Source organism: Carboxylicivirga litoralis, from assembly GCF_025499605.1.
Lineage (GTDB): Bacteria > Bacteroidota > Bacteroidia > Bacteroidales > Marinilabiliaceae > Carboxylicivirga > Carboxylicivirga litoralis.
In genome coordinates this window covers 87,257-104,147 of record NZ_JAFMVC010000009.1, presented here as the reverse complement: position 1 = coordinate 104,147, position 16,891 = coordinate 87,257, and the positions used below count along the sequence as shown (strand labels likewise).

Genomic DNA, 16,891 nt, shown 5'->3' with positions numbered 1-16,891 from the left:
TCACAAGGTCATTGAGCCTTTTATTTATTATTTTATGGAAGAAGTTATTCAAGATACAGAAAAGAAGAGTTGTAAAAGTTGTTCGAGCCGATGCGGTAAACTCAATGTTTACGATTGGCTGGAAGATTTACCCGATACAATCAATACAACTGATATTGTTGAGATACAATTTAAAAACACGCGTAAAGGTTACTTTCGCAATAGCAATGCACTTCGCATACAAAAGGGCGATATCGTTGCGGTTGAAGCATCGCCAGGCCATGATATTGGCACGGTAACTTTAACGGGCGAGTTGGTGTTGCTGCAGATGAAAAAGCATAATATCAATCTCGAAACATTTGAGTTTAAGCGTGTGTATCGTAAGGCCAAGCCGGCCGATGTTGAAAAGTGGGAAGAAGCACGTGGATTAGAACATGAGACCATGTTGGAGTCGCGTCGTATTGCCGAGCGTTTAAACCTCAATATGAAGATTGGCGATGTCGAGTATCAGGGCGATAAAACCAAGGCCATCTTCTATTACATTGCCGATGAGCGTGTTGATTTTCGTCAGTTGATTAAGGTACTGGCCGAGACCTTCCGGGTGCGCATTGAAATGCGTCAGATTGGAGCTCGCCAGGAAGCTGGTCGGATTGGCGGTATTGGTCCCTGTGGACGAGAGTTGTGTTGCTCAACCTGGATGACCAATTTTGTTTCGGTAACCACCAATGCGGCCCGTTACCAGGAGATTTCATTGAATCCTCAAAAATTGGCGGGTCAATGTGGTAAATTGAAATGCTGTCTTAACTACGAGCTCGATGCTTATATCGATGCTCAGCAAGATTTCCCGAAAACAAATATTGTTTTAGAGACGGTTGATGGAAGCTATTATCATTTTAAAACGGATATTTTCTCGCGTACCATGTGGTACAGCACGAGTAAAGATATTCCGGCAGGCATTGTTTCTCTTTCTGTGGACAGAGCCAAAGAGGTCATTCGTCTAAATCGTAAAGGTAAGAAGGTTGATAAATTGGCCAACGAAGCGCCTAAGATGCTTGTTTCTGAGCCTACTTACGATAATGTGATTAGCCAAGAAAGTCTGACACGCTTTGATGAACAGAAAAAGAAAAAACGCCGACCAAGCAGACGTCGTAGTGGAGGCGGTAACCAACAGGCAGATAACCGTTCAGGTAGCAATAAGCAACACGATAGAAAAGCGGGTGACAGAAAGCAGAGTGGTAATCAGCAACAAGGTGAAAAAAAGCCGTACAACAAATCAAAGAAACGATACCGACCAAATAATCAACGCAAACAACAAGGAGGCGATGGGCAAAATAAAAAGCAATAGTTTTATTGGTGCATTACTGCTGGCCATTATTGTATTGAGTAGTTGCGATCGAAATGTTGTGTTCGACCAATATGTTACCATCCCCAATGGCGGTTGGAATATTGATTCCATGGCTGTGTTTAAAGTGGATATCGAGAGCTCAGAACAGACATATAATGTCTTGTTGAATGTGCGTAATTATTCCAATTACCCCAACAGTAACCTTTGGTTATTTGTCGATGTCATCAGCCCATCTGGAAAAACAGCACAAGATAGGGTAGATTGTGTGTTGGCTGATGAGACCGGGCGCTGGTTAGGGTCTGGTTGGGGAAGTTTGTATCATGTGCAGATACCTTATCAGAGCAATATTAAGTTTGCTGAAACCGGGCAATATACCTTTAGAATTGTGCAGGGAATGCGCGATGATGATATTAAAGGGATTCATAACGTAGGTTTGAGAATAGAAAAGGCACACGCTTTAAAAGAAGAATAAAAGTGGGAAAGAATAAGTTGAAGAAGTTTGCCGAAATGGCAACTTACGACCATGTGTTTGAAGCCGACTTTAATCCATTACAAGGAGAGTCCTTCTCTTTAAAAGGAAAATGGCACAAAGAATTCTTTAAAAATGACAACCCATTAGTTTTAGAATTGGGATGTGGTAAAGGGGAGTATACCGTTGGATTAGCCGAATTATTTCCAGATAAGAACTTTATTGGTATTGATATCAAAGGGGCACGAATGCATCGTGGAGCAACCGACTCAATGCATAAAGGACTAAAGAATGTCGCATTTGTGCGGACGCGTATTGAATTTATTACGTCCTTTTTTGCCGAAAATGAGGTGGATGAAATCTGGTTGACTTTCCCCGATCCGCAGATGAAGAAAGTGAATAAGCGCCTGTCTTCAACGCGATTTCTGCAATTGTACAAGCAGTTTTTAAAACCAGGTGGGTTGGTTCATCTTAAGACCGATTCGCAGTTTTTGTATACCTACACCGCTGAAATGGTGAAGGAGAATCAATTGGCTGTTGAGGTGAATGAGAGTGATTTATACGGTTCTGGATACGACGATGAAATCTTATCGATTCAGACGCATTACGAATCGAAATGGCTGGCCCACGGATTGGCTATTAAATATTTAAAATTCCATTTAGAAGACCGGGACAATTGGATTGAACCGGATATTGAAATTGATTTTGACGAATATCATAGCGGCGGTCGTGGTGTTGTGAAAGAGAAAGAATCGATTAAAAGCAATCCCTTATCACGAAAAAAAGGTAAGTAGTGACGGCAAAAAAAGAGTCCGATTTTTTTGAACGCGTGTACCAGGTTGCTGAGCTTATACCTCATGGCCGTGTTACTAGTTATGGGGCTATAGCCAACTATATTGGTAGTTATCGGGGTGCGCGCATGGTAGGGTGGGCCATGAATAAATGTAGTAGCTGGCATCGGTTTGTTCCGGCGCATCGAGTGGTCAATAGTAAAGGGCTCTTAACGGGTAAGCATCACTTTCCCGGTGGTGAAACAATGAAGGAGTTGCTTGAAAATGAAGGTGTTATCGTGGAAGATAACCAAATCGTTAATTTTAAGGATGTTTTTTGGGATCCCTCAAAAGAGTTGCTGTAGATTTTGGATTACTAATAGCCCATTCATGATAGCTTGTTGTTAGCTGGACTACTTTACGGTTAATGATTTGTTAAAGCGCATCGTCTGTTAAACTTTCCAGTTTTGTTTGTGTTTCTTTGTTAACAGCTTTACTGAAATTATGCTTCGGAAAATCAGTCATATAGTAATGGTAATCGTGTTGTTGGTTTCAACAACCGGTATGACTGTATCCAAACATTATTGTGGCGGTAACTTAGTTGATGTGAATGTTTTTAGTGAAGCCAAATCCTGCTGTGAGGCTGGTTGTTCTGCAGGCTGTTGCCATGATGAATCCGAACATTTTGAGCTGGATGAAAATTTTTTAGTGACAGCAACTGATATAAATTTTCAGGAAGCATCATTTGAGCTTTTAATCCCGATTATTCAACACCTTGTCATCAAGGAAGTTGAACAACAGGATTTAGAATTATCGGGTTACAGTTTGCCACCACCCAAAGAGGTTCCTGATTTTCTTTCGGTTATTCAAGTGTATCGTTTGTGATTTTTCGATTTGATTATTAATTGACTCGACTGGCATAGATCTATTCAGTCGTTAAAAGCAATTATTCATTTCGAATATAAATCATAAACGCATTGATATGCTTAATTCTATCATTCGCTTTTTTCTGGAAAATAAGCTGGTCACCTTCATAGTTTTGCTTGTTTTCCTTAGCTGGGGAATTATAACATCCCCATTTGGCTGGGATATAGGTGTTTTACCAACTGATCCAGTGCCTGTTGATGCGATACCAGATATTGGTGAGAATCAACAAATAGTCTATACTGAGTGGCCAGGCCGTTCGCCACAGGATATTGAAGACCAAATCTCCTATCCATTAACCACTTCACTATTGGGTATTCCTGGTGTTAAAACCATTCGGAGTAACTCCATTTTTGGTCTATCCAGTATTTATATCATTTTCGACGAAGATGTTGAGTTTTACTGGAGTCGAACCCGCATTCTTGAGAAACTCAATTCATTACCAGCTGGAACTTTGCCACCAGATGTCTCTCCGGCACTGGGGCCCGATGCCACCGCTCTGGGGCAAATCTATTGGTACACACTGGAAGGGCGCGATGCTGAAGGTAATCCGGCTGGTGGCTGGGATCCGCATGAGCTTCGAACTGTCCAGGATTTTTATGTGCGTTATTCTTTAACAGCAGCTGAAGGGGTGGCAGAGGTCGCTTCCATAGGTGGTTTTGTTAAGGAGTACCAGGTGGATATTGACCCCAACGCCATGAAAGCCCATCATGTGACGATCGCACAAATTATGTCGGCCGTGAAAAACAGTAACCTCGATATTGGAGCGAGAACGATAGAGTTTAATCGCGTCGAGTATTTGGTGCGTGCCCTGGGTTATATCAAAAACCTGGAAGATTTGGAAAAGAGCGTTGTTGCTGTGCGCAACAATGTGCCCATACGCTTGAAAGATGTGGCGAAGATCAACTTTGGTCCTGCCACAAGGCGGGGAGGACTAGATAAAGGTGGTGCCGAGGCCGTTGGGGGTGTAGTAGTGGCCCGCTATGGCGCCAACCCGCTTATAACGATTGAAAATATGAAGGCCAAGATAGCTGAGATTGAACCAGGCTTGCCTTCTAAAACATTGGCCGACGGTACTGTTTCTAAAGTTACAATAGTGCCTTTTTATGACCGTACAGGATTAATCAAAGAAACATTAGGAACGCTGGAAGAAGCCATTACCCTTGAATTATTAATTAGCATCCTGGTGGTGATTGTGTTAGTTTTTAATCTGCGTGCTTCGTTTTTGATTTCCAGCCTTCTGCCAATAGGTGTTTTAATCACTTTTATCACCATGCGTCAGTTTGGGGTCGATGCCAATATTGTTGCCCTTTCGGGTATTGCAATTGCCATTGGCGTCATGGTGGATGTGGGTGTCGTTTTTGTCGAAAATATTATCCGGCATATTGAACTGCCCGAAAACAAAGGCGCAAGAGGGAAAGCGTTGTTGACTGTTGTCTATACTGCAACCACCGAAGTTGCCGGTGCTGTTATCACAGCCCTATCAACCACCATCATCAGCTTCCTGCCGGTGTTTGCCATGGAAGCGGCCGAAGGAAAACTGTTTAAGCCATTGGCTTTCACAAAAACCTTCACCATGATTTCGGCCTTACTCATCGGGCTGATAATCATACCTGCTTTATCACACTTGATCTTCTCCATTAAGATTGATAAAAAGCGGTATCAGCGATTGGGTAACTTCATTCTGATTGCAGCCGGCGTTGTACTGTCAATCATTTCTGGAAATTATATTGCTTTGGCTATTACGGCCTATGGTATTAATGGCTTATTGGCTTACCGATGGAAGGAGCAGCAGAAGAAATGGAACAACCTGGTAAATATTGCTATTACCATTGTGGTGGTTGTTTTCTTCCTGACAAAGGCATGGATGCCCCTTGGAGCGCAAAATAGCCTGTTGGCCAATTTCTTGTTTGTGATAGTCATCGTCACCACCGTTCTGGGAGGTTTGTCTCTGGTGGTGGTGTTCTATAAGCGTATTTTAAACTGGTGTTTAGATAATAAAGTCGCATTTCTGATAGTCCCGGTTTTTATTGTGCTGTTTGGAGTAACCAGCTGGCAAGGTTTTAATCAACTGTTTGGTTTTTTACCATCGTTTATTAAAAATACCAATTCATATGCCTATCTGGATGAAAAACTCCCGGGTATAGGTAAAGAGTTTATGCCATCATTGGATGAAGGTTCATTTTTGTTGATGCCAACGACCATGCCTCACTCTGGTATCGAAGAGAACCTGGACGTTATTCGTTTACTGGATAAGCAGGTCAATTCCATACCCGAAGTAGAGACGGTGGTTGGTAAATGGGGGCGTGTTAATTCGGCTCTGGACCCGGCGCCGACTTCGATGTATGAGAATGTGATCAACTATAAGCCGGAATATATTCTCAATGAAAAGGGACATCGCTTACGTTTTAAAACAAACAAAGAAGGTGCCTTTATACTGAAAGATGGAACGACTTACAATCCGATGGAAGAAGCATTTCGTTTGATTGATCCGGAGGATTTGCTGGTTGATAAAAATGGTGAGTATTTCCGGCAATGGCGCCAGGAAATTAAAACGCCCGATGATATCTGGCAGGCGATTATTGATAAAAGTACGATTCCCGGATTGACATCGGCTCCTAAGCTGCAGCCCATCTCAACCCGCTTGGTGATGCTGCAAACAGGTATGCGTGCCCCAATGGGTATTAAGGTGTATGGCTCCGACCTGCCAAGCATCGAAAAAGTTGGCTTTGAATTAGAGAAACAATTAAAGCAGGTTGAAGGCGTGCAAGGCATGTCGGTATTTGCCGATCGCGTGGTGGGGAAGCCTTATCTGGAGATGGAGATAGAGCGCGATGCCATTGCCCGCTATGGCCTGAACGTTCAGAACTTACAAGCTGTCATAGGCAGTGCCATTGGTGGTATGCCACTGACCACCACCGTTGAAGGGCGCGAACGGTTTCCGGTACGACTGCGTTATGCCCGAGAGTTCAGAGATAACCCGGAGGATTTACAGCGTATTTTAATACCAACGCCCTCAGGTGCCCAGATACCGCTTGGCGAACTGGTAACTTTGCATTATGTCAGAGGTCCGCAGATGATTAAAAGTGAGGATACCTTTTTGGTGGGCTATGTGATATTCGATAAAAAAGAAGGGTATGCTGAGGTGGATGTGGTTGAAAACGCCCAAGCCTATCTAAAAGAACAAATGGCAAATGGTGAGCTGACCCTGCCTGGCGGCGTGAGTTATAAATTTACGGGGAACTATGAAAATCAGATACGGGCCACAAAGCGCCTGACAATCGTGATTCCCATATCGCTTATTATCATTTTCCTGATTCTGTATTTTCAGTTCAGGTCGGTTGTTTCAACGAGTTTGATTTTCTCAGGTATTATTGTGGCCTTATCCGGCGGGTTCATTATGCTGTGGTTGTACGGTCAGCCTTGGTTTATGGATGGTTCGGTAGCCGGAATGAGACTGCGCAACCTGTTTCAGGTGAGTACCATCAACCTGAGTGTTGCCGTTTGGGTCGGGTTTATTGCACTGTTTGGTGTCGCAACGGATGATGGCGTTTTAATCAGTACTTATATCAAACAGCTTCAGGACAAACGAAAACCCAAAACAGTTAAAGAAGTGCGGGCCTTGGTTTTGGAAGCAGGCTCCAAACGTGTACGTCCGGCTATTATGACAACCGCCACCACCATCATCGCACTTTTGCCCGTTTTAACATCAACAGGTAAAGGTTCGGATATCATGGTGCCCATGGCCATTCCTTTATTTGGAGGCATGACCATTGAGGTCTTAACCATGTTTGTGGTCCCCGTGCTTTACAGCATGTGGCAGGAAGCTAAAGTCAAGAAGAATAACCCTGAAAATGCTTAAGCCATGAAAAACATTAAAGTTTATATATTATTCGTGCTATTAGGTTTGTCAGGTACGATAATGGCACAGGATGAACTGAATCATTATCTGGTGGAGGCTGCGGAGAATAATCCTGCACTAAAAGCCTCGTTCAACCGATATCTGGCTGCCCTTGAAAAAGCACCGCAGGCGGGCGCTATGCCCGACCCTCAAATAGCGTTTGCTTATTTTATTCAACCGGTTGAAACCCGTAATGGCCCGCAGGAATTTAAGATTTCGGCCACCCAAATGTTTCCCTGGTTTGGAACATTAAAGGCCAAGGAAAATGCCAGTGTTGCAGAGGCCAAAGCCTTGTATGAGATGTTTGAAGAAAACAAATCGAAACTGTTCAATGAGGTTAAGGCTAATTGGTATAATCTGTATTTCAATAACAAGGCGATTAGTATCACTTTAGAGAATATTGAGATACTCAATACCTTTAAAAAGCTGGCCATCGTTAAGGTTGAAGCCGGTCTGGTATCGGCGGTTGACCAATACCGGATTGAGATGGAGATTAATGATCTGGAAAATCAACTGGCCCTTTTAAAGGATCAGCAGGAGGTGTTGGAGCTCAGCTTTACTAACCTGGTGAACGCGAATGACAAGAAGGTCATTACTTTTCCTGATGAGTTGTGGTCGACCGATATTTTGTATTCGAAGGAGGCAGTGTTGGACTCCATTCAATTGAAAAATCATCAGCTCCTTCATATCGATTTACAAAAAAGTGCGCTGGCATTTAAAAAACAAGCGGCTCAAAAGCAAGGAGCGCCCACCTTTAGCCTTGGCATTGATTATGTTTCCATTGGTAAAGGCGACAATAATTTATCGGGGAAGGATGCCATCGCTTTTCCAAAGGTAGGATTAACGATTCCCTTGTATCGGAACAAATACAAGAGCATGGTACAGGAGGTCATTTATCTGGAAACGGCCAGGGACTATGAGCGGGCAGATAAAGAAAATATTCTTGAATCAGTATTTGAAAATTCGTGGAAAGATTACCGGGATGCCCGGCGTCGGATGGAATTGTTTGACAAGCAGCTGACGATCGTTCGAAAATCACTGAAATTACTGGAGACGGAATATGCTTATGCCAATCGAAATTTCGAGGAGATTTTAAGGATGGAAAGGCGCTTGTTAAAATACAACCTCGAATTGGAAAAAGCACGCACCGATAAACAAGCCGCCGTTGCTTTTATCCATTATTTAATGGGGAAATAGCGAATGGATTCATCAAGTGTTAACCTTTTAATTACAGAGAAATGAAAACAACAATCAACAATATAAAAAGCAATTATAAGCTGGTTCTGAGTATTCTAATACTGGGATTAGTCATCGGATGGATCATTGCACCATCTGGAAACGCCGATGGATTAGGAGACGAACATCAGGGTCATAAGCACGAAGAAGAAGCGACCACCTGGACTTGTTCCATGCACCCTCAAATCAAACAGGATAAGCCTGGCTTATGTCCCATTTGTGCCATGGATCTAATTCCTTTATCATCAATGGGGAGCGGTGCTGACGATGCCGATCCTGATGAGATAGTAATGAGTGCATCAGCTGCCAGGCTGGCAGATATTCAAACATCAGTGGTGAGTATGGGGGAGCCGCATAAATCAATTTATATGCAGGGTAAACTGCATGTCGACGAACGACGTATTTCGGAATTAACCGCCCGCTTTGGTGGTCGCATCGAGGAACTCTTTGTCAATTTCACAGGGCAGCAAGTGCGCAAAGGGCAAAAACTGGCAACCATTTATTCGCCAAACCTGGTTAGTGCCCAACGCGAATTGATTGAAGCCTCGGAGTTTAAAGCCGATAATCCATCTTTGTATCAGGCAGTCCGGGCCAAGCTAAAAGCCTGGGACATAGCCGATAGTCAGATCAATAAAATTGAACAATCAGGCGAGCCGGAAGTGAATTTTAATGTCTTATCGCCAATCAGCGGTACGGTCATGATGCGTCATGTGGCACTTGGCGACTATGTAAAGGAGGGGGGTGCCTTATTTAAAGTCACTGATTTAAGCCAGTTGTGGGCGCTCTTTGATGCTTATGAAACAGATCTGCCCTGGATAAAAACAGGGGATAAGGTGAGCTTTACCTTGCAGGCCTTGCCCGGCGAAGAGTTTAGGACAACCGTGACCTATGTGGATCCTTTTATCGACGCGCAAACGAGAGTGGCCAAAGTTCGTGCGGAAATCAGTAATAAGGAGCTTCGCTTAAAACCGGAGATGTTTACCAATGGGGTGCTCGAATCTAATATTGCTGAAGGGCAAAAGGCTGTTCTTATACCTAAATCAGCCGTGTTGTGGACGGGCAAAAGAGCTGTGGTTTACACCAAAGTTCAGGAGCGTGAATCGCCCACATTCTTATACCGTGAGATTGTTTTGGGACCCGAAGCGGGAGACTACTATGTTGTGAAGGAAGGGCTGGAGCCTGGTGAGGAGATAGCTACCAATGGTGTGTTTAAAATTGATGCGGCGGCACAATTAATCGGCTTGCCAAGCATGATGAATGCTCCTGACGTAAAGAAGCTTCAAACGGAAACCTTTACGGTTGCCGGTAATTGTGAAATGTGTCAGTCTCGAATAGAGAAAGCGGCGCTTACAGTGTTTGGTGTTAGTTCAGCTAAGTGGAGTGCCGAATCGCAGACCATTACTATTCAGTTTGATCCTGAAAAAGCTGGGTTGCCCGATGTGCATAAGGCCATCGCCAAGGCTGGCCATGATACTGAGATGCAGAAAGCCGATGATGAGGTTTATGATCAACTGCCGGCTTGCTGCTTGTATGAGCGTTTGCATTACACCACAAAGACAGGTTCCAATGATAAGGCCCACGCGAAGATAACGGTTGCTGGTAATTGTGATATGTGTAAAGAACGCATTGAAACCGCTGCTTTATCCGTTTCAGGCGTAAGCAGTGCAGACTGGAGTGCCGAAAAGCAAGCTTTACATGTTAGTTATCAGCCACTTAAAACCAATACGGATGCAATACAAAAGGCCATTGCTAAAGTGGGGCATGATACCGAAAAGTATATAGCGGAAGATGCCGTTTATGATGCTTTACCAGGCTGTTGTCATTACACTCGACTTGAGCATGCAGCAAGTAATGAAGTTAGGCATCATGCTATGTTCGCGGTTGGTGGCAACTGTGGCATGTGTAAAGAGCGTATAGAAACGGCTGCATTATCGGTTAAGGGTGTTATGGATGCTGACTGGGATAAAGAAACAAAACAAATACATGTTAATTATTCTTCGCCAGCTACTGAAGATGACATTCAAAAGGCCATCGCCAAGGTTGGTCATGATACGGATAAATATAAAGCGGATGATGCTGTTTATAACGAACTGCATAGTTGCTGTAAGTATGAACGCTTAAATTAATTCATAATCCATCCGGGCATTAGTCCGGATGGATTGGTACTATAGCTATCAATTCATAATAGTAGTTGATTTTATTAAAAAAAATCCTGACATATAGTAATCCAATAGTTGCTTGTAAAACTAAGTTTAAGTGAAGTCTTTTATGCCTTATTTTTGTGGATTGTTAAGTTTCTGTTTTGAATTATTAGGATCTTCTATTTTATCAAATTGACAAATAATCAAATCCGCAATTTTTTTTACCTTTGAGTCTAATTTTTACAAGGTTTAAATAAAGATAAGCATGGAATATTATCCTAATCTCATAATGGATGCGCTCAAACACGTTGTGCATCCGGGTAAAGGTAAAGATATTGTAACGCTTGGCATGGTAGAGGATGACTTGCGTATTGATGGTAAACGAATCAGTTTTAGCTTGTTGTTCGACAGAGCTAATGACCCAATGGTTGGTTCTCTTAAGAAAGCGTGTGTGCAGGCTATTAAAACCTATGTTGATGAAGCGGCTGAGATAGAAGGTAACATTTATGTAAAAGTAAAACCAAAGGAAAAACCTGCGGAGGTGAAAGCTTTACCACAGGTTAAGAATGTTATTGCAATTGCTTCAGGCAAGGGTGGAGTTGGAAAATCAACTGTGACATCCAATTTAGCCGTAGCGTTAGCCAAAGCGGGTTATTCGGTGGGTTTGTTAGATGCTGATATATTTGGCCCTTCAGTGCCAATCATGTTTCAAACAGAGGATGCACGTCCTGTATTGGAGAAGATTAACGGGAAAGATAAAATTATTCCGGTTGAGAAGTATGGCGTAAAAATGTTGAGTATCGGTTATTTTGTGAACCCCGATGATGCGCTTATCTGGCGCGGAGCCATGGCCACTAATGCTATCCGTCAGTTGATTAACGATGGCAACTGGGGCGAACTGGATTATTTATTAATTGATTTGCCTCCGGGCACCAGCGACATTCACTTGACGATTGTTCAAACCATCAGCATTACAGGGGCTGTTATTGTGTCAACGCCTCAAAATGTGGCATTAGCCGATGCTGTAAAGGGAGTGAGTATGTTCCAAAGTAAAAATATTCAGGTGCCGGTATTGGGCTTGGTTGAAAATATGGCTTGGTTTACGCCTGCTGAGTTGCCAGAAAATAAGTATTACATCTTTGGAAAGGATGGAGGAAGCAAATTAGCCAATAAAATGGGTATTCCACTGTTAGGTCAGATTCCTCTGGTGCAAAGCATACGTGAAGGAGGTGATGCAGGAGAGCCTGCCGCCTTGAACGATGCTTCGATGACAGGCCTGGCTTTTGCCGACTTAGCTCAAAAAGTGGTAGAATGTGTTGAGAAACGCAATGCCACAATGCCTGAGACGAAGATTGTTGAAATGAAGAAATAATAGAGTTATGGGAGAGAATATAGTAGAAATTACTCAGCAGGTAGAAGCTGCCTTAGAAGAGATTCGTCCATACTTAAAAGGTGATGGGGGCGATATTAGTTTGGTGGAAGTGACCGATGATTTTGTGGTAAAGGTTCGCCTGGAAGGTTCGTGTGATGGCTGCCCATTGAGTGTTCAAACCTTAAAAGGGGGAGTTGAAATGGTGGTTAAAAAATCGGTACCTCAAATAATAGAAGTTATTGCAGTGTAGAATAAGCTAAGTAAAGCCGAAATCAATAAGGTATTCGGCTTTTACTTTTATTTTAATCTCATGGCTTTTACATGGGAGCGTGCTTGTCTTTATAGTTACGCACCAGTTTAATGGTATGGCTTAATAACGACGCATCACCAAAAGCACCATGACCCGGAACTACCGTTTTTACTTCAGGGTAGGCATATTGCACCTTCTCAACCGTTACATCCCATTCGTTTACAACCGCATCAGATAAGTTACCTAATCCTCGGGCATTAGCTGACTTAATTAGGCATCCGCCAAAAAGAATTTTTTGCTCAGGTAACCAAACTGTTATATTATCAAATGAATGTCCCGGTCCAAAAAAGCGGCATTCAATAGGTAAATCATTAAACAGACAATCGTACTCTTTATCGAAACCAATACTCGGTACTGGTAGGTTTTCTATTTTGCATTTTTCGATGGTTAAATTACAAGCTAAAGATTTTGCACCGATGCTTTGGAGGTATTCTAATCCACCAATGCAATCGTCGTGAAAATGGCTGGCAATCAAGGCTTTGATTTTAACTTTTAGAACAACATTTAAATAATCAGTCAATTCTTTGGTTTGTTTGTTGCTCATGGGGGTGTCAACCATCACCGCTTCACCATTCTTAATAATCAGCAGGCCATTGTTCGAAAAACGTCCCCACTGTTCTGATTCGACCCATGAAGTATGCATAAAAACTGAATCGCCCAAATGAATCAGTTGTAAATCATTATTGATAATGGTTGTATCAGATTGTGAAAAACAAGGAATAGCGATCAATACCCCAATGAAAATATACAAAAGACGTTTCATAACCTTAACTTTTAGTTGCCTACTTGTAAAGTTATTAACTTTTTAGAGGATGTAAAAGGAGAATAATTGATTACAAAAATAAAGCTGCCTTTGGTTGAGGCAGCTTTTATTGTGTTTTAAAAATAGTATCGAAGTCCCATGTTTGGAGAAGTTAAATTGTAATTTATTCCAAAAGATTCATTTTTATATTCTCCGTCTGTTTCTTCTAAACTTGAGTAATCAACTGACAAAACATTGAGTTCAAGACTTAATTTATCTGAAATAAAATATAAGAAACCTAAACTACAATCAAGGCCAAAGCCTTTTAATTTCACGTCGTCTTCACTGTCATCGTACTCAATTTTGTTCGTCGAATAGAAAATTCCGGGTTGTACAAATAGTAAAAACCGCTCAGTGATGTTTTTATGAATCCTAACATAGGGATTTATGCCAAAAGATGTGGTTTTGTAATTCATTGAATATCCGTAGTAAATATTTTCTAATTCTTCATCCGCTGTTGAGTAATTAAATCCCAGACCAATAGCTATTTTTGAATTGAGCATGTAGCCAATTGAAGGGGATAGAGTAAATGTTTTTGTTGTTGAGGATTCGTTTTCGTTCTCATTTTTGTCGGAATTATATCCTGCATTTCCGCCAATAATCCATTGTCCTTTTTCTTGCGCATACGAAAGAGTGGTGCAGCAAATAGCCAGCACTAATAAAATTTTCTTCATTGTGTGAGGTTTAAAAATTGAGTTATTAGTGTATAGTTAATCAACCGACCAGCTCCAAACAATGCTTGCTTCGCCGGTGGAGAATGTGTTTTCGCGATCCAATTCAGTCTGGTTTTCAAATTCATCGCCAAACTCCTCATCCATGCTAACAAAGCCAAAGTCTTTATCTTTTACTTGGCGTAGAACTTTACCAAGCGCACCCAGCGCATATTTCGATACGACCAACCAGGGAGCACCAGTAATTCCCAATACATCAGTTACTATACCAACGGCATCGCTGCCCAGTTCCTTTTGTATTTCACTCAACAGTTCGCCTGTATCTCGTACGCTTTTGCGCGTATGACGTAGGTAAACCCGAACACTTACTCTTCTGTCAGCAGGCATGTCACGCTCAATCACAAACAGGCCATCCACATTGTCACCTTTAGGTTCGAAATTAATAACATTACCCTGCGATGGTTTAAGGCGAATGATGTCGCTTTGAGGGAGGGAGGTAATTACCATTTTATCTTCCTCTGTAGGATGTTCGGCCACGATAATAAAGTAGAGTTTCCAGCGTTCTTTTGGCCGATGAATAGTTAGTTTCTCAAATTCCAGTTTGATTTTTGCCATGGTATTTGATTTAAATTAGGTTTTATAAAAAATGACTGTGCTTGTTTAGTCAAACGAATATATAAAATTATGATTTAATGGAAAGTAAACTTATATTCGATAGTGTTAATTGTTAAAAAGCTTTGTTATTTAACCAGCAATAGAGTAAATTTCAATTCTTGATGGAGGAAGTTATGATAGCACGACAAACAAAAATGTACACGGTAGGTAATTTGATTTTGGGCATATTTTGGTTCTTATTTGGAGCTTACTATGTGTTCTTTACTGAAGATAAGTTAGTTTTTGGAGCTCTTTATGCGATCATTGCATCAGGCTATGTACTAATGTCTGTTTATAGCAGGCGTAATGGCTTTTTTAAAATTAAAAATGGTGAAATCATCAGGTATGAATTTCCTTTAAAGCCCAAGCGGATTAAAATTAATGAAATTAACTGGGCCAGTTGTAATGGAAGCTATTATACCTTAAAGAGCCCTACACAGCAGTTATCGGTAGAGTTGGCTAACGTTCGCAGCGACGATATTCCTGCTTTTGAGAAAGTTTTGAAGGAAATCGTTATGAGCGTTCCTCCATATAAAAGACTCTAAATACAGATAATAGTATTGCTATTTCAAACTCTTCAATTATTTTTGTCAGCGTAATTTTTTGGATGATGAAGGATACTTTTTACATTGATTCACTCGATAATATAAGCGCTGTTGCAGCCGATTTTTTGTCGAACTATAAAGATGAACGTGTGCTGGCTTTTTATGGGCCGATGGGAGTTGGGAAGACAACTTTTGTAAAAGCCTTATGCGAGGAGCTGGATGTTGAGGATACAGTTAACAGTCCTAGTTTTGCTATTGTCAATGAGTATCATACACCTGAAGAGCAAATTGTTTATCACTTCGATTTTTACCGTTTGAAGGAAGAGGAAGAAGCATACGATATGGGATATGAAGATTATCTGTATTCGGGTCATTATAGCATGATTGAATGGCCTGAGAAAATAGCTTCATTACTGCCGCCTGGACGATTGGAACTTACCCTGGAAGAAGAGGAAGACGGACGCCGTAAGATTACCGTTCAGAAGATTTAATTAGTTCATTAATTGTGCTTTTTTTGCTATCTTGAAGCACGTTATTAAGGAAAATGACTGGCTATGATGGGCGAAAAAACTTCGTATTTCCCTTTGGGACAAACGCACCTGCTTCCTCAGGAAGAAATGTTGGAAACAGGACGACGAAAGAAAAAATTAACGGTTGGTATTCCCAAAGAAACTTCACGATTTGAGAATCGTGTAGCGCTCACACCGCAAGGGGTAGAGTTGTTAGTAGCCAATGGTCATACCGTTCTTTTTGAATCAGGAGCTGGTGATAGAGCTCATTACTTTGATCACGATTTTGCTGAGTGTGGCGCTCAAATTGTTAAAGGAAACACACAGGTTTTAAAGGCTGATATCGTTTTAAAAATATCGGCTCTTACCAATGAAGAAGTGGATGTTCTTGAAGCCAATCAATTGGTTATTTCTCTTCTAAATCTTTATAATCAGTCGCGCGAATCAATTCAACGAATGCTTGACAAGCGATTAAATGCCATTGCTTTTGAGTTGTTGAAAGATGATAATGGTTGCTATCCGGTCATTCGTAGTATGAGCGAAATTGAAGGTACTGCCTCAGTAATGATCGCCAGCGAATACCTGAGTAAGGCACATAATGGGAAAGGTGTTTTATTGGGTGGTGTAACAGGCATTTCTCCAGCCGAATTGGTAATACTAGGAGCTGGTACCGCGGCCGAGTTCGCTGCTAAAGCTGCTATTGGACTTGGTGCATCTGTTAAAGTGTTTGATAATTCGTACCACCGTTTGCGCGAACTGGAAAGAAATGTAGGACAACGCATATTTACATCTGTTTTACACCCACATGCACTTACAAAAGCCTTGCAAAGTGCCGATGCTGTTTTGGGAAACTTACGTTACCTTCAAACAAAACGTACATTTATGGTGACGGAAGATCAGGTGGCTAAGATGAAGAAAGGCTCAATTATTATTGATTTAAGCATGCACGAGGGAGGCTGTTTCGAAACGAGTAAATGTACGGATTTTGATGATCCTGTTTTTGCCCGACATGGTGTTATTCATCATTGTATCCCTAATATTGCTTCACGAGTTTCGCGCACGTCTTCTATTGCTTTGAGTAATATATTTGCACCTATAATTCTCAGGCTTGGAGAAGCCGGTGGTGTTCACCATCTTATTAAAGAGGATGTGGGCTTAAGCAATGGTATGTATTTGTACAAAGGTATATTGACCAATAGCCATATTGGTCGTCAATTTAATATTCCATACAAAGATATTGGCTTACTTATGGCAGCCTTTTAA

Annotated in this window: 16 protein-coding genes; 13 read left to right on the top strand and 3 right to left on the bottom strand. The window is 41.7% G+C overall.

What is annotated here, in order from left to right; translation table 11 throughout:
- Window positions 1-34: 34 nt before the first annotated feature.
- The 10 genes from J1N10_RS10460 (at window position 35) to J1N10_RS10415 (ending at window position 12,387) form a co-directional block, all read left to right on the top strand.
- Entirely contained in the window at window positions 35-1,324 is a 1,290-nt protein-coding gene (locus J1N10_RS10460) for a PSP1 domain-containing protein (RefSeq protein ID WP_262326649.1), read from the top strand.
- Entirely contained in the window at window positions 1,302-1,796 is a 495-nt protein-coding gene (locus tag J1N10_RS10455; protein WP_262326648.1) for a gliding motility lipoprotein GldH, read from the top strand. Before J1N10_RS10460 ends, J1N10_RS10455 begins: the two co-directional genes overlap by 23 nt.
- 2 nt (window positions 1,797-1,798) lie before the next feature.
- Window positions 1,799-2,587, top strand: a complete 789-nt coding sequence (gene trmB / locus J1N10_RS10450) for a tRNA (guanosine(46)-N7)-methyltransferase TrmB (protein ID WP_262326647.1) — start codon at window positions 1,799-1,801, stop codon at window positions 2,585-2,587.
- The gene (locus tag J1N10_RS10445) at window positions 2,587-2,928 is read left to right on the top strand and encodes an MGMT family protein (protein ID WP_262326646.1); all 342 of its coding nucleotides are present in this window, start codon (window positions 2,587-2,589) and stop codon (window positions 2,926-2,928) included. The genes trmB and J1N10_RS10445 overlap by 1 nt, the downstream gene beginning before the upstream one ends.
- A 139-nt stretch (window positions 2,929-3,067) precedes the next feature.
- Window positions 3,068-3,448 carry an HYC_CC_PP family protein gene (locus tag J1N10_RS10440; RefSeq protein ID WP_262326645.1) on the top strand — a complete coding sequence of 127 codons (381 nt, stop codon included), beginning with the start codon at window positions 3,068-3,070 and terminating at the stop codon, window positions 3,446-3,448.
- 97 nt (window positions 3,449-3,545) lie between these two features.
- A complete protein-coding gene (locus J1N10_RS10435; protein WP_262326644.1) occupies window positions 3,546-7,349 on the top strand; it encodes an efflux RND transporter permease subunit in 3,804 nt (1,267 codons plus the stop codon).
- Between the two features lie 3 nt (window positions 7,350-7,352).
- A complete protein-coding gene (locus J1N10_RS10430; protein ID WP_262326643.1) occupies window positions 7,353-8,585 on the top strand; it encodes a TolC family protein in 1,233 nt (410 codons plus the stop codon).
- 41 nt (window positions 8,586-8,626) lie between these two features.
- Entirely contained in the window at window positions 8,627-10,750 is a 2,124-nt protein-coding gene (locus tag J1N10_RS10425; RefSeq protein WP_262326642.1) for an efflux RND transporter periplasmic adaptor subunit, read from the top strand.
- 280 nt (window positions 10,751-11,030) lie between these two features.
- Window positions 11,031-12,137, top strand: coding sequence for an Mrp/NBP35 family ATP-binding protein (locus J1N10_RS10420; RefSeq protein WP_262326641.1), 1,107 nt, complete (start codon window positions 11,031-11,033; stop codon window positions 12,135-12,137).
- 7 nt (window positions 12,138-12,144) lie between these two features.
- Window positions 12,145-12,387, top strand: a complete 243-nt coding sequence (locus tag J1N10_RS10415) for a NifU family protein (RefSeq protein ID WP_410053442.1) — start codon at window positions 12,145-12,147, stop codon at window positions 12,385-12,387.
- A 67-nt stretch (window positions 12,388-12,454) separates the two neighbouring features.
- Here J1N10_RS10415 and bla read toward each other — a convergent pair whose 3' ends face one another.
- The 3 genes from bla to J1N10_RS10400 all read right to left on the bottom strand — a co-directional run bounded on the left by bla (window position 12,455) and on the right by J1N10_RS10400 (window position 14,535).
- The gene (gene bla / locus J1N10_RS10410; RefSeq protein ID WP_262326640.1) at window positions 12,455-13,210 is read right to left on the bottom strand and encodes a subclass B1 metallo-beta-lactamase; all 756 of its coding nucleotides are present in this window, start codon (window positions 13,208-13,210) and stop codon (window positions 12,455-12,457) included.
- A 116-nt stretch (window positions 13,211-13,326) separates the two neighbouring features.
- Window positions 13,327-13,923, bottom strand: a complete 597-nt coding sequence (locus tag J1N10_RS10405; protein ID WP_262326639.1) for a porin family protein — start codon at window positions 13,921-13,923, stop codon at window positions 13,327-13,329.
- Between the two features lie 36 nt (window positions 13,924-13,959).
- On the bottom strand, window positions 13,960-14,535 hold the full coding sequence (locus J1N10_RS10400; protein WP_262326638.1) for a hypothetical protein: 576 nt from the start codon (window positions 14,533-14,535) through the stop codon (window positions 13,960-13,962).
- Window positions 14,536-14,696: 161 nt separating this feature from the next.
- Here J1N10_RS10400 and J1N10_RS10395 point away from each other — a divergent pair, with 161 nt between their 5' ends.
- The 3 genes from J1N10_RS10395 (at window position 14,697) to J1N10_RS10385 (ending at window position 16,891) form a co-directional block, all read left to right on the top strand.
- Entirely contained in the window at window positions 14,697-15,119 is a 423-nt protein-coding gene (locus J1N10_RS10395; RefSeq protein ID WP_262326637.1) for a hypothetical protein, read from the top strand.
- 62 nt (window positions 15,120-15,181) lie between these two features.
- A complete protein-coding gene (tsaE, locus tag J1N10_RS10390; RefSeq protein WP_262326636.1) occupies window positions 15,182-15,610 on the top strand; it encodes a tRNA (adenosine(37)-N6)-threonylcarbamoyltransferase complex ATPase subunit type 1 TsaE in 429 nt (142 codons plus the stop codon).
- A 63-nt stretch (window positions 15,611-15,673) separates the two neighbouring features.
- The gene (locus tag J1N10_RS10385; RefSeq protein ID WP_262326635.1) at window positions 15,674-16,891 is read left to right on the top strand and encodes an alanine dehydrogenase; all 1,218 of its coding nucleotides are present in this window, start codon (window positions 15,674-15,676) and stop codon (window positions 16,889-16,891) included.

What these genes read in the sequence shown, in the direction of transcription:
- J1N10_RS10430 (WP_262326643.1), top strand. Translation starts at nt 7,353, where the DNA reads ATGAAAAACATTAAAGTTTATATATTATTCGTGCTATTAGGTTTGTCA.
- J1N10_RS10400 (WP_262326638.1), bottom strand. Translation starts at nt 14,535, where the DNA reads ATGGCAAAAATCAAACTGGAATTTGAGAAACTAACTATTCATCGGCCA.
- J1N10_RS10385 (WP_262326635.1), top strand. Translation starts at nt 15,674, where the DNA reads ATGATGGGCGAAAAAACTTCGTATTTCCCTTTGGGACAAACGCACCTG.
- bla (WP_262326640.1), bottom strand. Translation starts at nt 13,210, where the DNA reads ATGAAACGTCTTTTGTATATTTTCATTGGGGTATTGATCGCTATTCCT.
- J1N10_RS10460 (WP_262326649.1), top strand. Translation starts at nt 35, where the DNA reads ATGGAAGAAGTTATTCAAGATACAGAAAAGAAGAGTTGTAAAAGTTGT.
- J1N10_RS10435 (WP_262326644.1), top strand. Translation starts at nt 3,546, where the DNA reads ATGCTTAATTCTATCATTCGCTTTTTTCTGGAAAATAAGCTGGTCACC.
- J1N10_RS10420 (WP_262326641.1), top strand. Translation starts at nt 11,031, where the DNA reads ATGGAATATTATCCTAATCTCATAATGGATGCGCTCAAACACGTTGTG.
- J1N10_RS10405 (WP_262326639.1), bottom strand. Translation starts at nt 13,923, where the DNA reads ATGAAGAAAATTTTATTAGTGCTGGCTATTTGCTGCACCACTCTTTCG.
- J1N10_RS10440 (WP_262326645.1), top strand. Translation starts at nt 3,068, where the DNA reads ATGCTTCGGAAAATCAGTCATATAGTAATGGTAATCGTGTTGTTGGTT.
- tsaE (WP_262326636.1), top strand. Translation starts at nt 15,182, where the DNA reads ATGATGAAGGATACTTTTTACATTGATTCACTCGATAATATAAGCGCT.
- J1N10_RS10415 (WP_410053442.1), top strand. Translation starts at nt 12,145, where the DNA reads ATGGGAGAGAATATAGTAGAAATTACTCAGCAGGTAGAAGCTGCCTTA.
- J1N10_RS10395 (WP_262326637.1), top strand. Translation starts at nt 14,697, where the DNA reads ATGGAGGAAGTTATGATAGCACGACAAACAAAAATGTACACGGTAGGT.
- J1N10_RS10455 (WP_262326648.1), top strand. Translation starts at nt 1,302, where the DNA reads ATGGGCAAAATAAAAAGCAATAGTTTTATTGGTGCATTACTGCTGGCC.
- J1N10_RS10425 (WP_262326642.1), top strand. Translation starts at nt 8,627, where the DNA reads ATGAAAACAACAATCAACAATATAAAAAGCAATTATAAGCTGGTTCTG.